Annotated in this window: 19 protein-coding genes; 12 read left to right on the top strand and 7 right to left on the bottom strand. The window is 62.6% G+C overall.

Annotation, left to right across the window (positions count from 1 at the left end; all coding sequences use genetic code 11):
- The first annotated feature begins 10 nt into the window (after window positions 1-10).
- Complete coding sequence (rarD, locus tag ACESNB_RS04455; RefSeq protein ID WP_373004433.1) at window positions 11-925, top strand: EamA family transporter RarD; 915 nt, start codon at window positions 11-13, stop codon at window positions 923-925.
- A gap of 103 nt (window positions 926-1,028) precedes the next feature.
- On the opposite strand, the gene ACESNB_RS04460 is transcribed toward rarD, so the two are convergent.
- Window positions 1,029-1,649 (bottom strand): LysE family translocator, encoded by a 621-nt coding sequence (locus ACESNB_RS04460; RefSeq protein ID WP_373004436.1) that lies wholly within the window; start codon window positions 1,647-1,649, stop codon window positions 1,029-1,031.
- Window position 1,650: 1 nt separating this feature from the next.
- Window positions 1,651-2,793: a serine hydrolase domain-containing protein gene (locus tag ACESNB_RS04465; RefSeq protein WP_373004439.1), complete on the bottom strand. Its 1,143-nt coding sequence runs from the start codon at window positions 2,791-2,793 to the stop codon at window positions 1,651-1,653.
- 66 nt (window positions 2,794-2,859) lie between these two features.
- Here ACESNB_RS04465 and ACESNB_RS04470 point away from each other — a divergent pair, with 66 nt between their 5' ends.
- The 8 genes from ACESNB_RS04470 to ftsY all read left to right on the top strand — a co-directional run bounded on the left by ACESNB_RS04470 (window position 2,860) and on the right by ftsY (window position 9,618).
- Window positions 2,860-3,747, top strand: a complete 888-nt coding sequence (locus ACESNB_RS04470) for a CoA ester lyase (RefSeq protein WP_373004442.1) — start codon at window positions 2,860-2,862, stop codon at window positions 3,745-3,747.
- Between the two features lie 13 nt (window positions 3,748-3,760).
- Window positions 3,761-4,108: an ArsC/Spx/MgsR family protein gene (locus ACESNB_RS04475; RefSeq protein WP_373004444.1), complete on the top strand. Its 348-nt coding sequence runs from the start codon at window positions 3,761-3,763 to the stop codon at window positions 4,106-4,108.
- Window positions 4,109-4,190: 82 nt separating this feature from the next.
- Window positions 4,191-4,472 carry a hypothetical protein gene (locus tag ACESNB_RS04480; RefSeq protein ID WP_373004447.1) on the top strand — a complete coding sequence of 94 codons (282 nt, stop codon included), beginning with the start codon at window positions 4,191-4,193 and terminating at the stop codon, window positions 4,470-4,472.
- A gap of 45 nt (window positions 4,473-4,517) precedes the next feature.
- Window positions 4,518-5,567, top strand: coding sequence for a MaoC family dehydratase (locus ACESNB_RS04485; protein ID WP_373004450.1), 1,050 nt, complete (start codon window positions 4,518-4,520; stop codon window positions 5,565-5,567).
- Window positions 5,568-5,613: 46 nt separating this feature from the next.
- Entirely contained in the window at window positions 5,614-6,030 is a 417-nt protein-coding gene (locus tag ACESNB_RS04490) for a hypothetical protein (RefSeq protein ID WP_373004453.1), read from the top strand.
- A gap of 52 nt (window positions 6,031-6,082) precedes the next feature.
- Window positions 6,083-6,892, top strand: coding sequence for a diaminopimelate epimerase (gene dapF, locus ACESNB_RS04495; protein ID WP_373004456.1), 810 nt, complete (start codon window positions 6,083-6,085; stop codon window positions 6,890-6,892).
- A 66-nt stretch (window positions 6,893-6,958) separates the two neighbouring features.
- Window positions 6,959-8,233, top strand: coding sequence for a tRNA (N(6)-L-threonylcarbamoyladenosine(37)-C(2))-methylthiotransferase MtaB (gene mtaB / locus ACESNB_RS04500; RefSeq protein WP_373004459.1), 1,275 nt, complete (start codon window positions 6,959-6,961; stop codon window positions 8,231-8,233).
- Window positions 8,230-9,618 (top strand): signal recognition particle-docking protein FtsY, encoded by a 1,389-nt coding sequence (ftsY, locus tag ACESNB_RS04505; protein ID WP_373004462.1) that lies wholly within the window; start codon window positions 8,230-8,232, stop codon window positions 9,616-9,618. Before mtaB ends, ftsY begins: the two co-directional genes overlap by 4 nt.
- A gap of 3 nt (window positions 9,619-9,621) precedes the next feature.
- Here the strand turns inward: ftsY and ACESNB_RS04510 are convergent, their stop codons facing one another.
- Window positions 9,622-11,361 carry an amidohydrolase family protein gene (locus tag ACESNB_RS04510; RefSeq protein ID WP_373004466.1) on the bottom strand — a complete coding sequence of 580 codons (1,740 nt, stop codon included), beginning with the start codon at window positions 11,359-11,361 and terminating at the stop codon, window positions 9,622-9,624.
- 82 nt (window positions 11,362-11,443) lie between these two features.
- Here ACESNB_RS04510 and ACESNB_RS04515 point away from each other — a divergent pair, with 82 nt between their 5' ends.
- Window positions 11,444-12,334, top strand: coding sequence for an EamA family transporter (locus ACESNB_RS04515; RefSeq protein ID WP_373004469.1), 891 nt, complete (start codon window positions 11,444-11,446; stop codon window positions 12,332-12,334).
- Window positions 12,335-12,413: 79 nt separating this feature from the next.
- Entirely contained in the window at window positions 12,414-13,052 is a 639-nt protein-coding gene (locus ACESNB_RS04520; protein WP_373004472.1) for an inner membrane-spanning protein YciB, read from the top strand.
- Here the strand turns inward: ACESNB_RS04520 and ACESNB_RS04525 are convergent.
- A complete protein-coding gene (locus ACESNB_RS04525) occupies window positions 13,049-13,600 on the bottom strand; it encodes an NUDIX domain-containing protein (RefSeq protein WP_373004475.1) in 552 nt (183 codons plus the stop codon). The genes ACESNB_RS04520 and ACESNB_RS04525 overlap by 4 nt on opposite strands.
- Before the next feature lie 125 nt (window positions 13,601-13,725).
- Here ACESNB_RS04525 and ACESNB_RS04530 point away from each other — a divergent pair, with 125 nt between their 5' ends.
- The gene (locus tag ACESNB_RS04530; protein WP_373004478.1) at window positions 13,726-14,352 is read left to right on the top strand and encodes a MarR family winged helix-turn-helix transcriptional regulator; all 627 of its coding nucleotides are present in this window, start codon (window positions 13,726-13,728) and stop codon (window positions 14,350-14,352) included.
- A gap of 13 nt (window positions 14,353-14,365) precedes the next feature.
- Here the strand turns inward: ACESNB_RS04530 and ACESNB_RS04535 are convergent, their stop codons facing one another.
- From ACESNB_RS04535 to ccmC, 3 genes are read right to left on the bottom strand one after another with little or no spacing between them, the layout of a single operon-like run.
- A complete protein-coding gene (locus tag ACESNB_RS04535; protein WP_373004481.1) occupies window positions 14,366-14,887 on the bottom strand; it encodes a redoxin family protein in 522 nt (173 codons plus the stop codon).
- The gene (gene ccmD, locus ACESNB_RS04540) at window positions 14,884-15,048 is read right to left on the bottom strand and encodes a heme exporter protein CcmD (protein WP_373004483.1); all 165 of its coding nucleotides are present in this window, start codon (window positions 15,046-15,048) and stop codon (window positions 14,884-14,886) included. The genes ACESNB_RS04535 and ccmD overlap by 4 nt, the downstream gene beginning before the upstream one ends.
- On the bottom strand, window positions 15,048-15,785 hold the full coding sequence (gene ccmC, locus ACESNB_RS04545) for a heme ABC transporter permease CcmC (protein WP_373004486.1): 738 nt from the start codon (window positions 15,783-15,785) through the stop codon (window positions 15,048-15,050). Before ccmC ends, ccmD begins: the two co-directional genes overlap by 1 nt.
- Between the last annotated feature and the right edge of the window lie 4 nt (window positions 15,786-15,789).

A 15,789-nucleotide genomic window follows, 5' to 3' on the forward strand; every position in this document is an offset into this window, starting at 1 on the left:
ATCGCACGCCATGAGCACTCCGTCCTCCTCCCGCCTCGGATTCTCCGCCGCTCTCGGCGCCTATGTCATCTGGGGGTCGCTACCGCTCTATATCCGCGCGATGAACCATATCGGCGCGGTCGAGTTTCTCGCACACCGTATCCTGTGGTCGGTGCCGACCGCGATCCTGCTGATCGCGCTGGCCGCGAACTGGCGCGATATCCGCACCGCGTTCAAATGGCACAACCTGAAATGGCTCGCCTTGTCGGGCCTTCTGATCGGGGTGAACTGGCTGATCTATATCTGGGCGGTGAACCAGGGCCGCACGATGGAGGCCTCACTCGGCTATTATATCAATCCGCTGGTGAACGTCTTGTTCGGCATGCTGATTTTCTCTGAACGCCTGCGCCCGGCCCAATGGATCGCCGTGGCCGTCGCGGCAATCGGTGTCGGTGTGATGACGATTGCCTTCGGCCATGTGCCCTGGGTGGCGCTGGGGCTCTGCTTCACGTTCGCGTTCTACTCGGTGATCCGCAAGAAGGTGGCGATTGACAGCCGCGCCGGATTCCTCGTCGAGGTGGCGGTTCTGACGCCGCTGGCGCTGGCTTGGTTCAGCTGGTTCTTGCAGCAACCGGACGGTCGCCTGATGGGCACTGGCGGATGGGACATTCCCCTGCTGATGCTGGCCGGGCCGATCACTGCCACACCGCTCATCCTGTTTGGGCTGGCGGCCAAACGCCTCAAACTCTCCACCGTCGGCATGATGCAATATATCGGGCCGACCCTGCAGTTCCTGATTGCAACGTTGGTCTTTCATGAAGCGTTCGGCTGGACCCACGCCATTGCGTTCGGGTGTATCTGGGCCGCGCTGGCGATTTACACGACAGACAGCGTGATCGGCGAGGCCAAGGCGCGGCGTCTTGCGCGCACTGCACGCCCGGCCTGAATGCAAAAAAGCCCCGACGGTCAGGGACCGACAGGGCAGGAATTGCATGTTGAGGGACCAATGTGGTCGATCTGTCTCATGCAATGCCCGTGCCAGATGCGGGTCAGCCCGGCCGGCCCGTCGATACGCCGATCCAGGTGGCAATGGCCACCAGTGCCAGCGCAAAGCCGATCCGGGCCGCCAAGGAGGTGCGCCAGCGCTCAAATGCGGTGCCAAGACTAGCCCCCATAAGCACGATGGACACATGCACCGCAATGGCCAGTGAAAGGTGGATGAGGCCCAGAATGACAATCTGGGTCCAGATCGGGCCGGCAGACGGATCGGCAAACTGTCCCACGATGACAAGATAGAAGACGAGCGCCTTCGGGTTCAATAGGTTCGCTACGAGGCCCCGGCGGAAACCCTCACGCCCGTCACTCCGTATGACTGAGGCAGAGCCCGTGTCGGCAAATGCCTCCCAGGCGAGATAGAGCATGAAGGTGACGCCAGCCCAGCGCAGCGATTCATAGAGAATGGGCGACTCGGACAGCAAGGCCGACAGGCCGGTAGCGGCAGCAACCAGCTGGACCAGCAGGCCCAGGGTCACGCCCGCGACGGCCATCATGCCGGCGCGCCTGCCTGATTTGGCCGACAGCGCGGCGAGCCAGCCCATATTCGGGCCGGGGGTCAGCTCGACGGCCGCCATGGCGATCAGGAAGGCCGGCCAATCGACATGACCGAGCATTCTAAAGGCACCCGTAGACAGCGTTCACCAGGCGCACTGCGCGCGGATCGCCGACCAGGACGTTTGACTGCTTGTTCATGACATAGACGCAAGTCAGCCGCCGGTCCGGATCCGCAATCGCCATCGACCCGCCCCAGCCACAATGGCCGACAGTGGCGGGGTTGGGGCCAAACAGGCCATGCGTATTGCGCATGATGCCCGCCCCGAAACTGGTCGACATGTTGAGCACGAGGTCCGGCCCGTCGACCCGGGGCCGAACGAGGTCTTCAAATGCGCCCGCAGGCATGATCGCCTTGCCGGAGACCGCGCCTCCATGGGCATAGCCATCGCAAAGCGCGGCGATGCTTGCAGCCGTACCATGCCCATTGGCCGACGGGATCTCGATTTGGCGCCAGATCGCGCCACCGCGATTGGGCGAGGACCATTTCGTGCCGAAGGCAGCACGCTTCGGCTCGGTCATTTGGCCAAGTTCGGGCAAGGCGGAAGGTCGGCGAATATCGGCGCAGCGTGCGTGCTCGCTGGCGGGCAGGCCGATATGGAAGTCGATATTGTTGGGCTCGCAGACACGTTCGCGCAGCCAGGTGCCGAGCGTCTGGCCGCTGATGCGCCGGGCAAGTTCACCGACCAGGTAGCCCCAGGTGAGCGGATGGTAGCCATGGGCGCTACCGGGCGGCCAGAGGGGAGCGAGTTCGGCGATGGCGGCGGCGCACGCTGGTGGATCGAGCCAGAGGTCCGGGTCGATTTCGTGGATGAATCCCGGAAGGCCGGCCTGATGGCTGACCATCTCGCCGATGGTCACGCCACCTTTGCCGTGGCCAGCAAATTCCGGCCAGATCACGGAGACGGGGGTTTCATAACCCTCATCAAGTTCCGCCACGAGCGCCGCCAGCACGAGGGCCGACACGCCCTTGGTCGTCGAATAGACCGGCACCAGCGTGCGCGCGTCCCAGGCGTGTGTCTTCTGCCGGTCGGCCCAGCCACCCAGGAGGTCGACGATGAGTTCCCCGTCCTGCAGCACGGCAAAGCCCGCGCCGAGTTCGCCATCATCTGCGAAGTTTTCTGTGAACGCCTCGCGGACGGGCTCGAACCCTGTCGCGACGTGTCCTGAAACCGGAAAGTCTGGCATGGCGTTCCCTTTGGTCATCTTGATCTTTTTGAACAATGAGGCCACCCCTTCCTCAATCCCGAGTCAACCGTCAAGGACCACCCCATGTCAGCCCAAGCCCACCGCCCGCGCCGCTCCTGCCTCTATATGCCGGGTGCCAATGCCCGGGCGCTAGAAAAGGCCAAGGGCCTGTCGGCCGACACGCTGATTTTCGATCTCGAGGATGCCGTCGCGCCTGAGGCCAAGGCCGATGCGCGCGCGGCGATCCAGAACGCCGTTCAGGGGGGGGGCTACGATCCGCGTGAGGTCGTCGTGCGGATCAACGGACTCGATACCGAATGGGGCGCCGAAGACCTGAAAACGGCTGTCAAAGCCGGCGCAGACGCGATTCTCGTGCCGAAAGTCGTGTCGGGCGCCGATATTGACCGCCTCGACGCCGCGCTGACGGCCGCGGGTGCGCCTGCCGAATTCGGTCTGTGGGTGATGATCGAGATGCCGCTCGCCATCCTCAACATCCAGGAGATTGCCGAAGCCGCGCACCGCACCCGCCTTGTCGCCTTCGTGATGGGCACAAACGACCTCGCCAAGGAATACCGCGCTCGCGCGACACCTGATCGGATCGCTTTCCAGACCGCGCTTGGCCTCAGCATGGCCGCGGCCCGCGCTTATGGCCTTGTCGCGATTGACGGCGTCTTCAACGATATCAAGGACGAAAACGGCCTGATGGACGAATGCGAACAGGGCCGCACGCTCGGTTTCGACGGCAAGACGCTGATCCATCCGTCCCAGCTAGAGTCAGCGAACCGGATATTCGCGCCGAGCCCGCACGATGTCGAACAGGCAAAAGCCGTGATCGAGGCTTTCTCCGACCCCGAAAATGCCGGTAAAGGCGTCCTCAAGGTCAATGGCAAGATGACCGAGCTGCTTCATCTTGATGAAGCGCGGCGCACGGTCGCCATGGACCAGGCCATCAAAGCGTTTGAAGCTGCCTGAACCGGAGATTTCCATGACTTATACCCTCCTCCACAATCCCGGATGCAGCACGTCGCGCAAAGGGCTCGAACTGTTGCACGAGAGCGGCATCCAGCCGCGCGTGCGCAAATACATGACCGTGTCCGAGCAGCTCAGCCTGGAAGAACTGGTCGACCTCGCTGCGAAACTGGGGGGCGTCTCGCCCCGCAACTTCCTGCGCCAGAAGAATGCCGCTGATGCGGGACTGTCGGAAACGGCCAGCGATGCCGAGGTCTTCGCCGCCATGGCCGAAAACCCGAAACTGATCCAGCGCCCGATCGGCATCAAGGGCAAGAAAGCCGTACTCGGTCGGCCCGCCGAACGCCTGCTCGACCTGAGCTGATACGGAATTCGATGCGAAAACGGGCTCGTAAAGCCGGATTCGATCAAATTTCATCGGTTCCGGCGACAGAAAATCAGCCTTGATGCGCGATAGTGCGGACATGATGCTGATCCTGTTCACCCTTGCGGCCCTACTGATCGCCTTTTCCGGCTTCTGCATGTTTGGCCTGCCCTACATGCTGATGGGGCCGCGGGCCGTCGACCAGTTCATCGAGCGGACGGACCAGCAGGTTATGGCTGCCTGTCTTGTGGCTGCGGCGATTTCGCTCGTTCTGCTGCCTTTTTCCGCTTCCGGCTTGATTTCGAGCGGCAGCCACGTGCAGGTGTTTGCAGAAACCCTGACTGGCTTCATCGGACGCGCCTGACCTTCTGATCGCGCCGGCTGGAGCTTCACACGTGCGAGGCAGCAGATGGCGAGCGAACAGAAATCAAAACCCGGAAACTATTTCGAAGACTTCCATGTCGGCATGGATCTCGTCCATGCGACGCCGCAAACGCTGACTGAAGGCGACATCGCCCTATACCGCGCCATGACCGGCAATCGCTTCGCCCAATATTCCTCGGCCAAGTTTGCGAAAGCTGCCGGCCTGCCGGGCCTCTGCATCGACCCGCTCCACGCCTTCCATGTCGTGTTTGGCAAGTCCGTGCCGGATATCTCACTGAATGCGGTGGCGAACCTTGGCTATGCCGACGGGCGCTTCTTCCTGCCCGTCATGCCGGGCGATACGCTGAACACCGTTTCCAGGGTGATCGGCATCAAGGAAAATTCCAACGGCAAGACCGGTGTTGTCTGGGTGCGCACGACCGGGTTCAACCAGCACGGCGAGACGGTCATGTCCTTTGTGCGCTGGGTCATGGTCAACAAGTTCGAGATGGACAATCCATCGCCCGAGCCCGTCCTGCCTGACTTGCCCGCTGCCGTGCCCGCTAGCGAATTGTCAGGCTATCCGGAGATGAAAACCTGGGACATGGCCCTCGCGGGCAGCCCTCACACGTTTAACGACTATGCCGTGGGCGAGAAGATCAACCATGTCGATGGCATGACTGTGGAAGAAGCCGAACATCAGATTGCCACCCGCCTCTACCAGAACACGGCGAAAGTGCATTTCGATGCCCATGGCCAGAAAGACAGCCGTTTCGGCAAGCGCCTCATCTATGGCGGCGTGGTTATTTCGATTGCCCGTTCGCTAGCCTTCAACGGTCTCGCCAATGCAGGCCAGATGCTGGCCATCAATGCGGGCAGCCATGTCAGCCCGCTATTTGCCGGGGACACGATCTATGCCTGGAGTGAAGTGCTCGACAAAGCCGAACTGTCGGATACGTGCGGCGCGCTGCGTCTTCGTCTCGTTGCCGTGAAGGACCAGGATCCCGGCGCCTTTGCCTATAAGGGGCCCGACGGAAAATATGCCAGCGGCGTCCTGCTCGACTTCGACTATTGGGCCGCTATCCTAAAGCGTTGACCGCTTAGCGCTTCCGTCCGGACGCGGCATGCCTATATAGTTGGGCATGAGTGGATATGGCCCTTTTGACGGTTTTACGATTGCGGCCATGGTGCTCGCGGTCATCCTGTCCGCGCTGGTCAGCCTGATTGGCACGTCGGCCCGGCGGCGCTCGATCGCCATCGGGGAAGCGCGGGCCGCGGATCTGGCCGAAATGACGGGCATTCTCGACCCGAAACAGCTTCTGGCAGAGTTCGGCCCGCCCGACATGGGTCGGGTCTGGCGGTCCGTGACCCTGCATGACGTGCGCCGTGCCCGCCAGCCACAGGGCTGGCTGATGTCCAGCGACCTTGTCGACTATTGCTGTGTGGCGATTGCGATCCTGTCGCTCTTCATCTCCCACACACTCATGTATGGCGCATTGGTGTTTGTCCTGTGCGTCCAGATCGGCGGCTGGGTGGTTGCCAGTCGGCTCCCAAAGTAGCGATTTGAATCGCCCGGTTTGACGCCGGCAAAAAACGGAATACACAACCGCGATGAGAGTCTGGAAGATGAATGGTGCCGGCAATGCATTTGCCGTGTTTGATGCCCGCTCGACGCCTTTTGCGCCGACGGTTGAGCAAGTGCGCCAGATCGCGGCTGACCTGCAGGCCGACCAGGTGATTGCGCTCGAGCGCGACGCCACAAAGGACGTGTTCATGCGGATCTGGAATGCCGATGGCGGCGAAGTCGCGGCCTGCGGCAATGGTGCCCGCGCCGTGGCCTACCTGATCCTTGAAGAAACGGGCAAGCCGATGGTCACGATCCAGACCGAGGCCGACATGCTGAAAGGCTACAAGGCCATCGACGGCCTTGTCAGGGTCGACATGGGCTCACCGCTGATGGGCTGGGAAGACATTCCGCTTGCAGAAAAGATGGACGTGCGCGGCGTCGACGTGAAGATCGGCCCGATGGACAAGCCCATCCTGTCACGCCCGGCGGTTGTCTCCATGGGTAACCCGCATGCCGTCTTCTTCGTGAAAGATGTCGATGCCTATGACATTTCGGCGATCGGGCCTCTGGTGGAGTGGCACCCGCTGTTTCCCGAAGGCACGAATGTCGGATTCGCGCAGATTATCGACAGGGAACATATTCGGCTGCGCGTCTGGGAACGCGGCGCGGGCCTCACCAAGGCCTGCGGTACCGGGGCCTGTGCGGCGCTCGTTTGTGCCGCCCGTGCCGGGCTGACAGAGCGCACGGCGAAGCTGATCCTGGATGGCGGCGAGTTGATCATCGACTGGCGTGAAAGCGACGACCATGTCTACATGACAGGCCCCGTCGAACTGGAATTCGAGACGGTCATCTGAGCGCCGACTGGCCCTTCCGACTTGATTCCCGGCCCAGACGGCGCGATGTGGCCGGTGAAGCCAGCCATGACTGATACGACAGCCCCTTCCAGCCCGACGCTGATCACGCTCGGATGCCGCCTCAACACCTATGAATCGGAGGTGATGCGCAGCCATGCGTCCGAAGCGGGCCTCGGCGATGCCGTCATCATCAATACGTGCGCGGTCACGTCCGAAGCGGTCCGTTCAGCCCGTCAGGCCATCCGCCGCGCGGCCAAGGACCATCCCGGCGCGCCGATCCTTGTGACAGGCTGTGCGGCGCAGATCGACCCGGCCATGTTCGCTGCCATGCCGGAAGTCACCCGCGTGATCGGCAATCATGAGAAGATGCTGGCCGAGACATGGCAACCGAGCACGTTGCTCGCCGGCCATGAGAAGGTCCGCGTCAACGACATCATGGCCGTGCGCGAAACGGCCGCTCACCTGATTGACGGCATGGAGGGCCGGGCCCGCGCCTATGTACAGGTCCAGAATGGCTGCGACCATCGCTGCACCTTCTGCATCATCCCCTACGGCCGCGGCAATTCCCGCTCCGTGCCGGCTGGCGAAGTCGTGGCGCAGGTGCGCCGTCTCGTCGAGACCGGGCATTATGAGGTCGTGCTCACCGGCGTGGACCTGACCAGCTGGGGCGCTGACCTGCCCGGCGCACCACAACTCGGCAACCTCGTCCAGCGCATCCTGAAACTGGTGCCGGATCTCGCCCAGCTGCGCATCTCGTCCATCGACGCGATTGAGATTGACGACGCGCTGGTCGAGGCGCTCTCCGAGCCTCGTCTTGCTCCCTACATGCACCTCTCGCTGCAACATGGCGATGACCTGATCCTCAAGCGCATGAAACGCCGTCATTCGCGCGACCAGGCGATTGCCCTGACACAGCGCCTACGTGCTGCCCGCCCGGACATGGCCTTCGGCGCAGACCTGATCGCCGGCTTCCCGACCGAAACCGAAGCGCATTTCGAGAATTCCCTGCGGCTGGTCGAAGAGTGCGGCATCAGTTTCCTGCACGCATTCCCCTACAGTCCCCGTCCCGGCACCCCGGCGGCCCGCATGCCGCAACTGGACAAGGTCACGATCAGGGCCCGGGCTGCCCGCCTTCGCGCCGCCGGAGAGAAAGCGCTTGTCGCCCATCTCGCCCGTCATGTCGGCAGCCACGTCGAGGCCCTTGTGGAACGCGATGCCTCGGCCCGCTTGCCCGACTTCACGCCCGTGCGGCTGGAAGGAAATTTGCCGCCTGCTGGACGCGTCGCACGTACCCATATAACCGGGCACAACGGCACGCATCTGATTGGGACTTTGGCATGATCCTGTGGTTCGGGAAGAAACAGAAACGGGATGAGGCGCAGGCCGCCGGTGCGGCGATGGCCGCGCCCGAGCTGTCTGCCGACGAGATTGCTGCCCGCGAGGCTGAAATCGCCGCCAAAGCCGCCGAAAAGGCCGAAATCGAACGCGTCGTCGCCGAAGCCAACAAGGCCTGGGAAGACCGCCAAGCCAGGGAGGCGGCCGACGCCGAGACCGAAGCCGCACGCCTCGACGAAGAGGCCCGCAAGGCTGATGCCGCGCGCGCCGACGCCCTTGCCAGGGCTGACGAAGCCGAAGCAAAGCGTCTTGAAGCCGAGGCCGGGGCCGCCCGGCTTGCCCGTGAAGAGCGCGAAGCGGCACGGGCCAAGGCCGTCGCCGAACTCAAACTGCTGGAAGACCGCCGCGAAGCCGTGCGCTTGCGCGAAGAACGCGAAGCGGCGGCGCGAGCCGCGCTGGAAGCCGAAGCGAATGATCCGGGGTTTGTGGCTAAACTTGGCTCCGGCCTCGCCCGCTCCTCGTCCCGTCTCGGGTCAGGCCTCGCCGCTTTTAACAAGCGCAAGCTGGACGATGAAACGCTTGAAGACCTTGAAGACCTGTTGATCACGTCAGACCTCGGCGCCGCCGTCGCTCGGCGCGTGACCAAGAGCCTGTCGAAGGAGCGGTTCGACAAGGAAATCACCGAAAACGAGATCAAACAGGCCCTAGCGGCCGAAATTGAGTCCGTTCTGGCGCCGCGCGAGCAGAGCGTCGACTTTTCGGACGGCCCGCGTCCGCGTGTGGTGCTGTTCGTCGGCGTCAACGGCTCCGGCAAGACGACGACGATCGGCAAGATTGCGTCCAAGCTGAAGGATCAGGGCGCCAAGGCCCTGCTGGTCGCAGGTGATACGTTCCGGGCAGCGGCCATTGAACAGCTCACCGTCTGGGGCGACCGCGCGGGGATTCCCGTCATGTCCAAACCCACGGGCGCCGATGCCGCCGGCCTCGTCTATGAGGCCATCGAGCGCGCCAAGGCTGAAGACCTCGATCTCGTGCTCGTCGACACGGCGGGACGCCTCCAGAACAAGGTCGAGCTGATGGCCGAGCTCGAAAAAGTGGTCCGTGTCGCGCGCAAACTCGATCCCGAAGCCCCGCATGACGTCATCCTCGTGCTCGATGCCACGGTTGGCCAAAATGCGCTGAGCCAAGTCGAGGCCTTCCGGCATACGGCCGGTGTGACGGGCCTCGTGATGACCAAGCTGGATGGTACGGCCAAGGGCGGGGTGCTCGTCGCCATCGCCGAAGCGCACGACCTGCCGATCCACTTCATCGGGGTCGGCGAAGGGGCGGACGACCTGCGTCCGTTCAGCGCCCACGCGTTCGCGCAGGCGCTAGTCGGGGCAATCGACTAGGGCCTATTCCGCTGCCATCGCCCGCATAGGCGCGGCTTGCGCGCCGCGCAGCAGGCGCCCGGGTTTCGCACCGGTCGGCTTGCCATCGCGGAAGGTAACCTGCCCGGCCAGGATGGTTGCCGTATAGCCACTCGCCTTCTGCATCAGGCGGCGCCCGCCAGCGGGCAGGTCATACTGGACTTCCGGCAGGTGCAGTTTCAGGTTGGTCAGGTCGATCACGTTGAGATCGGCTCGGTAGCCCGGCGCGATCAGTCCGCGATCATTGAAGCCCATCCAGTTTGCCGTTTTCTGCGTCTGGCGGTGGATCAGGTATTCCAGTGGCAGTTTCGGCCCGCGCGAGCGGTCGCGGCCCCAATGGGTCAGCATGGTCGTAGTGAAACTGCCATCGCAGATCATGCCGACATGGGCCCCGCCATCGGACAGTCCCGGCAGCGAGACCGGGCTTTCCATCATTGCGCGGATCGGCTCGAGGCTGCCTTGCGAATAATTGAGGAACGGCAGGTAGAGCATGCCGCGTCCGCCGCGTTCCAGCATCAGGTCGAGGGCGGCCTCTTCATTGCTGACGCCGCGCCCGGCCGCGATGGCCTCAATCGTACGTTCGGGGCCGGGTTCGTAGTCGACCGGGTCGGACAATTGGAACATCTTGCCGAAACTGCGCAGCATGACTTTCAGGAACGGGTTGTCGGTGACCGGTTCATCCGCAAGCAGGCGCGCGCGCAAAACCGGATCATTCAGGCGGCGCACCTTTTCGTCAAACGGCAGGTCGGCAATTTTCCTGAATACAGGATGCGCACTGAATATGTTAAGTGTGAGTTCAAGACCCAGCAACACGCCTACCGGACGCGGGGCCACCTGGGCCGCCATCGGCAACCCGTCCTCGGCGGCCTGTTCGATTGCGCCAAGCAGCATGCGCCAGCCTTCCGGTGCGACATCGGCCTGTGCCAGCGACACGGATAGCGGGCGCCCGGACGCCTCGACGATCCGCCGCAACATCGCGGCTTCCTTTTGGGGGTCGTTGAAATCCGACACGAATTGCAGGACGCCCCGCCCGGCGTCGGCGAGGCCCATGGCGATTCCGGTCAATTCGGCCTCGCTGGCGGTCAGCGTGGGTGTGGGTTGGCCATCAGACGTGCGGTGGTTCAGTGTTCGAGACGTCGAAAAGCCGATCGCTCCAGCCATCACGGCTTCTTTCGCCAGACGCGCCATCTCGGTGATCTCGGCCGCGGTCGCGTCCTCGCGATTGGCGCCCCGGTCGCCCATGACGTACACGCGCAATGCGGCATGGGGCAGTTGTGCGGCGAGATCGACGTCGAATTCGCGATCACCCAGGAAGTCGAGATAGTCAGGAAAGCTCTCCCAGGCCCAGGGCAGGCCCGCGGCCAGGACCGGAAAGGGAATATCCTCGACGCCTTCCATCAGGCGGATCAACCGGTCATGGTCCTGGCTGCGGCACGGCGCGAAGCCGACCCCGCAATTGCCCATCACGACGCTGGTAATGCCGTGCAGGGAGGATGGGCTGATTTCGCTGCCCCAGGCGGCCTGGCCATCATAATGGGTGTGAATGTCGACAAAGCCCGGCGTGACGATCTGGCCGCGCGCGTCGATCTCCTCGCGGCCCTTGCCGTTAACCTTGCCCAAGCCTGTAATCACACCGCCATTAACGGCGACGTCCATCTCGCGCGGCGCGGCGCCGCTGCCGTCAAAAACGAGCCCGCCGCGCAGGATGATATCGTGAGTGGCCATGACGTTCGTCTCCCTCATTTTGGCAAAGAATGAACCTCAGGCGGCATTAGTCAAACCCTGACGCAGCGTCGGGCTTCCCCCCTTGTTCAAACCCGAGCATACACCGCCCGCCATGGCCAGCACGCTCCTCCCCGTTGCGATCTGCCTGATGTCCGCCATCTCGTTGGCGGCATCGAACGTGCTCGTCAAACGCGGCGGCGACATCCTCACGTCCCGCATGGTGCTGTCCATCGTCATGGCGCTGAGCGTCCTCCCCCTCGCGTTTTTTGTGCCATTGCCGCCGCGTGAAACCCTGCCCTTCCTTGCGCTCTCGATCGCCGTGCACTGGTTCTACCAGTTCAGTGCCGTCCGGGCCCTGCATCGTGGCGACCTGTCGCTCGTCTTTCCGGTGATGCGTGGCCTTGGCCCGCTCGCGACAGCAGCCATCGCCAGCGTCGCGCTGCACGAGGCGCTTTCGCTCTGGCAGATTGCCGGCCTCGTCGCCGCAAGTGCCGCGATCATTGTCTTCGCAATGCCGACCGGTGCGACCGTCCACGCGCGCCGCCTCGACCGGTCAGCGCTGTTCTGGTCGGTGATGACAGCATTGGGCGTCGGCCTTTACGCGGTTGCCGACGCGCGGGGCGTCCGGGAAATGCCGAACCTCCTGACCTTCGTCGTCTGGTTGTTCCTGTTCGACTGGATCGGCGTGACGCTCGTCGCGCTCTGGCAGCGCCGGGGCGGCATCATGACGGCGATCCGTCCGCAGATCCGTGGCGGCATCATCGCCGGTGTGCTCGGATCGTTCTCATACGGCCTCGCCATTTTTGCGTACACGCTGACCGACGCGGCAATCGTAACGGCCCTGCGCGAAACATCTGTCGTGTTCGCGGCCGGGTTCGGCGCATTCCTGCTTCACGAGGGTTTCGGCCGGCGACGCACCATCGCTGCCGCCGTGCTGGGCTGTGGTCTCGTTCTGATGCAGGTCGGGGCGTGATCCCGTCTGGCGGTGCGTGTCGCTTTATGCAAGACAGTCGCAAAGCATCCAGGGGCGGCATGACCGCGTAAGATACCGCATGACAGACACTTCAAAAACACCAGTCGCCAACGACACTGCAGTCAAGAAAGCTGGCAGTATCTGGAGCGAACTCGGGCCGACACTCGCCTTCATCCTCATCTACAATGTATTGTTACGTTTTCCGGAAGGCGATGGGCTGCTGACGAAGGACACCGCGCTTTACTGGGCCACCGGCGCATTGATCGTGATCACGTTTGCGGTTGTGATCCAGAAACTCATCAAGGGGCAGAGAATCCCGCCTTTCCTGCTCGTCTCGTCGGCCCTGATCGGCAGTTTCGGTATTGCCGGCATCCTGCTCCAGTCGAAAATATTTCTCTTCGTCAAACCGACGATTATCAACCTGATCTATGCCAGTGTCATTTTTGGCGGTCTCGCGGTCGGACGAAACATCTGGAAAATGCTGTTTCACACAGTATTCGAATTACCGGATTTAGCGTGGAAGACGCTGGCAATCCGCTGGGGACTGTTTTTTATCGCGATGGCGATCTGGAACGAGTTCCTGTGGCGCAGTTTTACCGAAGCAACCTGGGCCAACTGGAAGCTCGGCAATATCGTCATCACGCTCCTGTTTGCGCTCGCCAACACGCCCTACACGCTCAAGCATATGACGGCGCCCGCAGAGCCGGATGACGCCTAGCGCGTCAGCTTTTCCGTTCCCGGCGGATTGGTGAACGGCGGGAACGCGCTGAGGTGCCGTGTGGCGGCAAACTGGGTCAGCGCCCAGACGACCGTGGGGAAGGCGAGCACGGACCAGGGAATATCGTTCCACGCAAACAGGCCGACCTCTTCGCTTTCTGGGCCTGGCGCAATGCCGGACGCGAGGCTGGCCCGGAACATCACCTGCACCTGGCTGATGCGCGGTACCGAATAAACCGCAAGAACCTGCTCGATCCGGATATCGGCACATGCTTCCTCCTGCGCCTCCCGGCGCGCAGCATCCTCAACGGTTTCGTTCTCTTCCATGAAACCTGCGGGCAGAGTCCAGAACCCTTTGCGCGGTTCTATGGCCCGACGGCAGAGCAATATCTTGTCGCCGCGCGTCACCACCGACCCGGCAACAATCTTCGGATTCACATAGTCGACAAAATTGCACGTATTGCAGATTCGGCGCGTTCGATCGTCACCATGAGGTACATCCAGCCTGAAATCAGGTAGAATGGAACCATTTGCTAAGTCATCCGTCATCAAATCTTCAGCCTATCCCGCTTATGGAGAAAACAGTTGATCCGCACACGGGCCTCCTGCTTAAAGCAAGCGACTAACCCATTTCCGGCGGGAAACCGCTTAAAAACCTGAAAGTAGACAATATCATGGCTTCCACAACCAGTTTTAAACTCAACAAGTCTCCGAGCCACCTGTTGCACCGCGCGCAGCAGATCGCCGCAAACCATTCGGCCGTCGCCCTCAAGACTGCCGGCGTCACGCTGCGTCAGTTCTCGGTTCTCGCCGCACTGTCCGGCAATGAAGGCGTCAGCCAGTCCGACCTCGTGAACGCGACCGGCATCGATCGCTCAACGTTGGCCGACATGGTTGCCCGTATGGAAAAGGCCGGCCTCATCAAGCGCGTTGCGTCAAAAGCCGATGCCCGTGCCAAATCCGTTTCGATGATGGCCAAGGGTCGCAAGGCGCTCGAAAAAGCGCAGCCTGCTGTTGACGCTGCCGACGCCGCACTGTTCGAGGCCATGCCGAAGACCAAGCAGGACGCGCTCCTGTCGGGTCTTTCTAAACTGGTGGAAGACGCCGAAGCGCCCGTAGCAAAACCGGCCGCTGCACCAAAGCCGGCCCCAGCGCCGAAAGTCGTGACCAAAGCCAAGCCGAAGCCAAAAGCCAAAGCAAAGGCCACGCCGAAAGCAAAGGTTGCCGCTAAAGCGACGCCAGTGCCAAAGCCTGTTACCAAGGCAAAAGCCAGTGCCAAGTCGGTTCGCCGCAAAAAGTAGTACGACTTCGGGGTCAGTTGCGGGGCGCGTTCAGCGCCCCGCTCACCTCACGAACATCGTTCGGGTCGAGCGGCCCTGAGACATGTACCAGGATCTCGCCTTCGCTTGAGATCACGAATGTTTCCGGCACGCCGGTCAATCCAAAATCCAGCCCGCCTTGCCCGTCCGGGTCCAGCGCCACCTCGGTAAAAGGGTTGCCCATCCGGTTCAGGAAGTCTTCGCCATTGGTTTCTGTGTCCTTGTACAAGACGCCATAGACCCGGCCGGGAAACTGTTCGGACAGCGCCATTAGCCGAGGATGCTCGGCCTCGCACGGCGCGCACCAGCTGGCGAACAGGTTGACCATTACGCTCTCGTCGCCGGGCGGCGGCGCGAACGTCAAAGCCGAACCGTCGAGCGTTTCGAACATTCGATCAGGCGCCACCCGTGAAATGCGTTCAAAGTCGCCCTTCTTGGGGCTCAGCAGCTGGGACAGGGCCAGGACTGCAAATAGCAGCAGCGCCACCACCGGGATTGCGGCTAGCCAGCGCTTCATGATGCGTCCTCGTCGCTGACATTCATCCGTTCCAGCGCAGACTTTGCCGCGCGGGCCTTCAGCACGACGCCGATTACAACGCCGCCGATCAGTATCAGGCCCAGCCCGTAGCAGGCCCAGATATAGGCGGCATTCTTGTCGAGGTGCGGCAGGAAATCCATCAGGTGCCCGCCAGCAGGCTGGCGCGTTGGCGCGCCGCCCGGCGCGTCCAGATTTCCGCCCGCATCAGGGTCATCACCAAGGCCCCGAAGAGCAGCGAATGGCCCAGCCCGCTCATCAGCAGGGGCCAGAGATAGACAGCCGCCATTTTCGGTCCTTCAGATGTGATGACACTGGAATCCTGGTGCAGCGAGGTGAACATGTCGACCGAGAACTTGATCAGCGGCACGTTCAGGCCGCCTACCATGGCGAGGATCGCGCCGGCGCGGGCCGCCTTCTGCCGGGAGTCCATCGCTGCCCGCAGGGCCATGTAACCGAGGAATAGGAATAGCAGGAACAGGACGCTCATCATCCGCGCATCATCCCATTGCCACCATGTGCCCCAGGTCGGCTTGCCCCAGACAGATCCCGTGGCAAGGCAAAGCGCCGTCCATGTCGCGCCGAGCGGCGCAATCGCCTTGGCGGCGATATCGGCCAGTTCATGTCGCCAGACGAACCAGACGAAACTCGCCACCGCCATCGCCGAATAGCTCGCCATGGCGAGCCAGGCAGCGGGAACATGGATGAACATCACCCGCATGATGTCGCCGCCCTGGTATTCATCCTTGGGTACCATCCACAGGCCCTGCCACAGGCCCCATGCGATCAGGACCGCGCCTGCCGCATAGAACAGGGGCGCCAGCCAGTTCGACAGCGCAAGAAACCGGTGCGGATTTGCAAAGGCGGATAACATGCCCATCAGA

It is taken from the genome of Hyphomonas sp., from assembly GCF_041689225.1.
In the GTDB taxonomy this organism is placed as follows: Bacteria; Pseudomonadota; Alphaproteobacteria; order Caulobacterales; family Hyphomonadaceae; genus Hyphomonas.

Bases quoted from the DNA above. Each gene is read 5' to 3' on its own strand.
- rarD (WP_373004433.1), top strand. From the start codon at position 11: ATGAGCACTCCGTCCTCCTCCCGCCTCGGATTCTCCGCCGCTCTCGGC.
- ACESNB_RS04460 (WP_373004436.1), bottom strand. From the start codon at position 1,649: ATGCTCGGTCATGTCGATTGGCCGGCCTTCCTGATCGCCATGGCGGCC.
- ACESNB_RS04465 (WP_373004439.1), bottom strand. From the start codon at position 2,793: ATGACCAAAGGGAACGCCATGCCAGACTTTCCGGTTTCAGGACACGTC.
- ACESNB_RS04470 (WP_373004442.1), top strand. From the start codon at position 2,860: ATGTCAGCCCAAGCCCACCGCCCGCGCCGCTCCTGCCTCTATATGCCG.
- ACESNB_RS04475 (WP_373004444.1), top strand. From the start codon at position 3,761: ATGACTTATACCCTCCTCCACAATCCCGGATGCAGCACGTCGCGCAAA.
- ACESNB_RS04480 (WP_373004447.1), top strand. From the start codon at position 4,191: ATGCGCGATAGTGCGGACATGATGCTGATCCTGTTCACCCTTGCGGCC.
- ACESNB_RS04485 (WP_373004450.1), top strand. From the start codon at position 4,518: ATGGCGAGCGAACAGAAATCAAAACCCGGAAACTATTTCGAAGACTTC.
- ACESNB_RS04490 (WP_373004453.1), top strand. From the start codon at position 5,614: ATGAGTGGATATGGCCCTTTTGACGGTTTTACGATTGCGGCCATGGTG.
- dapF (WP_373004456.1), top strand. From the start codon at position 6,083: ATGAGAGTCTGGAAGATGAATGGTGCCGGCAATGCATTTGCCGTGTTT.
- mtaB (WP_373004459.1), top strand. From the start codon at position 6,959: ATGACTGATACGACAGCCCCTTCCAGCCCGACGCTGATCACGCTCGGA.
- ftsY (WP_373004462.1), top strand. From the start codon at position 8,230: ATGATCCTGTGGTTCGGGAAGAAACAGAAACGGGATGAGGCGCAGGCC.
- ACESNB_RS04510 (WP_373004466.1), bottom strand. From the start codon at position 11,361: ATGGCCACTCACGATATCATCCTGCGCGGCGGGCTCGTTTTTGACGGC.
- ACESNB_RS04520 (WP_373004472.1), top strand. From the start codon at position 12,414: ATGACAGACACTTCAAAAACACCAGTCGCCAACGACACTGCAGTCAAG.
- ACESNB_RS04525 (WP_373004475.1), bottom strand. From the start codon at position 13,600: ATGACGGATGACTTAGCAAATGGTTCCATTCTACCTGATTTCAGGCTG.
- ACESNB_RS04530 (WP_373004478.1), top strand. From the start codon at position 13,726: ATGGCTTCCACAACCAGTTTTAAACTCAACAAGTCTCCGAGCCACCTG.
- ACESNB_RS04535 (WP_373004481.1), bottom strand. From the start codon at position 14,887: ATGAAGCGCTGGCTAGCCGCAATCCCGGTGGTGGCGCTGCTGCTATTT.
- ccmD (WP_373004483.1), bottom strand. From the start codon at position 15,048: ATGGATTTCCTGCCGCACCTCGACAAGAATGCCGCCTATATCTGGGCC.
- ccmC (WP_373004486.1), bottom strand. From the start codon at position 15,785: ATGGGCATGTTATCCGCCTTTGCAAATCCGCACCGGTTTCTTGCGCTG.